General features: G+C 64.4%; 2 protein-coding genes. Both read right to left on the minus strand.

Annotation, left to right across the window (positions count from 1 at the left end):
• Window positions 1–1,148, minus strand: a 1,148-nt coding sequence (locus tag VNZ65_RS09605; RefSeq protein WP_325668356.1) for an efflux transporter outer membrane subunit, incomplete at its 3' end; no start/stop codon positions are given.
• Between the two features lie 2 nt (window positions 1,149–1,150).
• Window positions 1,151–3,142, minus strand: a 1,992-nt coding sequence (locus VNZ65_RS09610) for an efflux RND transporter permease subunit (protein WP_325668358.1), incomplete at its 5' end; no start/stop codon positions are given.

Here is a 3,142-nt window from a genome sequence, read left to right on the forward strand (position 1 = left end):
TCCTGGAAGCCGACCAGCACCTGCTGGCGGTAGTTGGCCACCACCGATTCATAGTTGGCGTCGGCCTTGGCCAGGTTAGCCTTGTTGCGGCCGCCGTCGAGCAGGGGCAGGTTCAGCACGCTGCCCACCAGCGGTCCCAGCATCCAGCTGCGGCTGGACCACTGGAACAGGTTGTGCAGCGCGTCCGAGGCGAAGCCGCCGGAAGCGGTCAGCACCAGGCTCGGGAAGAAGCCGGCCTTGGCGACGCCGATGCGGGCGCTGGCGGCTGCCAGCTGGCGCTGCGCCTGGGCGATGTCTGGGCGCCGTTCCAGCAGGTCGGACGGCAGGCCGGGCGGCACGCTGACCGTCACCGGCTGCAGCGGTGCGCTGGCCAGGGTGAACTGGGCCGGCGCCTTGCCCAGCAGGATCGCCAGCGCATGGTCACGCTGGGCGCGGTTGCGGCTGACGCCTTCCTGTTCCGCCTGGGTCACCGACAACTCGGTCTGGGCTTGCGCCACATCCAGTTCGCTGGTGTCGCCGGCATCGTAGCGATGCTGCACCAGGCGCAGGTTTTCCTGGCGCAGCTTGATGGTTTGCTGCAGCACGTCGAGTTCCGAATCGAGCGAGCGGATCGCGAAATACTGCTGGGCGACGTCGGCCTGCAGCGCCAGCAGCACCGAGCGATACGCTGCTTCCTGGCCTTCGGCATCGAGGCGGGCGGCGCGGCTGCTGTCCGACAGGCGGCCGAACAGGTCGACCTCATAGGAGGCGCCGAGCTGCGCCTGCCATTGGGTGGAAGTGGCGCTGGCCGTACCCTGGCGGGTAGGGCCGAAGGCGGCGCCCAGCTGGAAGGCGCGGTCGGCGTCGGCCAGGCCGGCGGTGGCGCGCGCTTCCTTGACGCGTGCCAGGGCCATTACCAGAGTCGGGCTGGACTGGGTGGCGTCCGTGATCAGCTTGCTGAGTTCAGCGTCGCCGAACACCGACCACCAGACGCCGCGATCGGCGGCGTCAGCCGGCTGCGCCACTTTCCAGCTGCCGTCCAGCGCTGCCGCTTCGCGGTACTGGGCCGGGGTGTCGACCGCGACCTGTTCCGGCGGTTTGGTGGTGGAGCAGCCTGCCAGCACCAGCGCTGCCATCATTGCAGTCAGTTTCAAGTTAAAGCTTTTCATGGTCAGATTCCTTCAATTTGCGCGGTGCTGGCAATCGCAGGCGTGACGCTGCCGTGCGGCGCATGGCCCGGACCGGTATAGGCCTCGGCTTCATGCTTGTTGCCGGTTGTCCAGCGCGATGCCAGGGTGCGCAACAGTACGTAAAAGATCGGCGTCAGGAACAGGCCGAAAGCCGTCACCCCGATCATTCCCGAGAACACCGCCACGCCCATCGCATGGCGCATTTCGGCGCCGGCGCCGCTCGACAGGATCAGCGGCACGACACCGGCGATAAAGGCGATCGAGGTCATCAGGATAGGCCGCAGGCGCAGACGTGCAGCTTCGATCGCCGCAGCGTAGATGGAGCGTCCTTGCAGCTCCAGCTCGTGGGCGAATTCGACAATCAGGATGGCGTTCTTGCAGGCCAGCCCCACCAGCACGATCAAGCTGATCTGGGTGAAGATATTGTTGTCGCCACGGGTCAGCCAGACGCCGGCAATCGCCGACAAGATCCCCATCGGTACGATCAGCAGCACCGCCAGCGGCAAGGTCAAACTTTCATACTGGGCAGCCAGCACGAAGAACACCAGCAGGATCGAGAGCGGCAAGATGATGAACAGGGTATTGCCGGCGATCTTGTCCTGGTAAGTGATTTCAGTCCACTCGTAGCTGATGCCGCGCGGCAGGGTCTCGGCCGCGATGCGTTCCACTACTGCCTGGGCCTGGCCGGTGCTATAGCCTGGCGCCGGGCCGCCGTTGACGTCGGCCGAAGGGAAGGCGTTATAGCGCACAGCCTGGTCGGGGCCATAGCTTTGCGTCATCTTCAGCAGCGAGGATAGCGGCACCATTTCGCCCTTGTCGTTGCGTGCTTTCAGCAAGCCGATATCTTCGGCATGGGCGCGGAACGGCGCATCAGCCTGGACCCGAACCTGGAAGGTGCGGCCGAACTTGTTGAAATCGTTCACGTACAAGGAACCCAGGTAGATCTGCAAGGTGTCGAACACCGACGGGATAGACACCCCCAGTTGCTGGGCGCGGACACGGTCGACGTCGGCGTACAGCTGCGGTACGTTGATCTGGAAACTGGAGAACATGCCAGCCAGTTCCGGCGCCTGGTGCGCTTTCGCCATGAAGGCTTGCAGGGCGTCGTTCAGGGCCTGGTTGCCTAGTGCGCCGCGGTCTTCGATCTGCAGCTTGAAGCCGCCGATGGTGCCCAGCCCTTGTACCGGCGGCGGCGGGAATACGGCGATGAAGGCGCCCTGGATAGCCGAGAATTTCTGGTTCAGCTGCTGCGCAATCGCCTCGCCGCTTTGATCAGCGCTGCGGCGTTCGTCGAACGGCTTCAGCGTGGTAAATACGATGCCGGAGTTCGGGCTGTTGACGAAGCCGTTGATCGACAGGCCGGGGAAGGCCACGGCCGATTCCACGCCTGGCTGTTTCAGCGCGATGTCGGACATCTTGCGCATCACGTCCTCGGTACGGTCGAGCGAAGCAGCGTCAGGCAGCTGGGCGAAACCAACCAGGTACTGCTTGTCCTGCGCCGGGATGAAGCCGTTCGGCACGGTGTGGAACAGCAGCATGGTGAGGCCGATCAGCACGGCATACACGCCGAGCGCCGCTGTCTTGCGCTTCAGGATGCCGGTGACGCCTTCGCCGTACGAGGTCGAGCCGCGATGGAAGACCTTATTGAACACCGAGAAGAAACCGCCGAAGACACGGTCGATGGCGCGCTGGAAGCCGTCCTTCTTGGCGCCGTGGCCTTTCAGCAGCAGGGCGGCCAGGGCGGGCGACAGGGTCAGCGAGTTGAAGGCCGAGATCACGGTCGAGATAGCAATGGTCAGGGCGAACTGCTTGAAGAACTCGCCGGTCAGGCCGCTGACGAAAGCCAAAGGTACAAACACCGCGCACAGGGTCAGGGCGATCGCCACGATCGGTCCCGATACTTCGCGCATCGCTTTATAGGTCGCTTCCTTGGCGGACAAGCCGTTTTCGATATTGCGCTCGACGTTTTCCAC

Origin of the sequence: Collimonas sp. (assembly GCF_035566555.1) — a bacterium.
Classification (GTDB): domain Bacteria; phylum Pseudomonadota; class Gammaproteobacteria; order Burkholderiales; family Burkholderiaceae_D; genus Collimonas.